The sequence below is a fragment of the Pseudoalteromonas sp. 31A1 genome (assembly GCF_011378815.1).
In the GTDB taxonomy this organism is placed as follows: Bacteria; Pseudomonadota; Gammaproteobacteria; order Enterobacterales; family Alteromonadaceae; genus Pseudoalteromonas; species Pseudoalteromonas arctica.
The window spans coordinates 1-679 of sequence record NZ_WTKY01000073.1; the positions used below are offsets into that span (position 1 = coordinate 1).

Here is a 679-nt window from a genome sequence, read left to right on the forward strand (position 1 = left end):
ACGTGTAAACGAAATTTATACAGGGGATATCACGTATTTGCCAACAGCTGTTAAAGGTCAGTTTTTATACTTATATTTAGTGATGGATATTTATAGTCGAAAAATAGTTGGTTGGCAGGTTCATGACACACAACTAAGCACACTGGCGGCTGATTTAATGGTAGATATTTGCAGGCGAGAGCAGGTAAAGCCTGAGCAAGTCACGTTGCACTCGGATAATGGCAGTCCAATGAAAGGGGCAACGTTATTAGCGACATTGCAGGAGTTAGGTATTGTTCCTTCATTTAGCCGACCGTCTGTGAGTAATGATAATCCTTATTCTGAATCGCTATTTAAGACGTTAAAGTATCGCCCGGAATACCCTGAGAAAGCCTTTGAAAGCATGGGTAGCGCAAGAAAGTGGGTTAGCGGATTTGTTGATTGGTACAACGATGAGCACTTGCACAGCGGTATTAAATTTGTCACGCCAAACCAGCGTCATTTAGGATTAGATGAAGCGATACTAGCGAAACGTCATCAGGTAAATGAGATGGCGAAATTACAGAATCCAAGTCGTTGGTCAGGAAAGTCTCGAGATTGGACGATGATCAATGAAGTAAATTTAAATCCAGAGAAAAAAGAAGCAATGCGGGCGGCATAAAATTTAATTTGATGCGACAACTAACTTGAAAAACTCCGC

The 679-nt window shown here is 41.2% G+C and carries 1 protein-coding gene; it reads left to right on the forward strand.

Annotated elements, in window-relative coordinates:
- Positions 1–640, forward strand: a 640-nt coding sequence (locus GQR52_RS20375) for a DDE-type integrase/transposase/recombinase (protein WP_165729617.1), incomplete at its 5' end; no start/stop codon positions are given.
- Between the last annotated feature and the right edge of the window lie 39 nt (positions 641–679).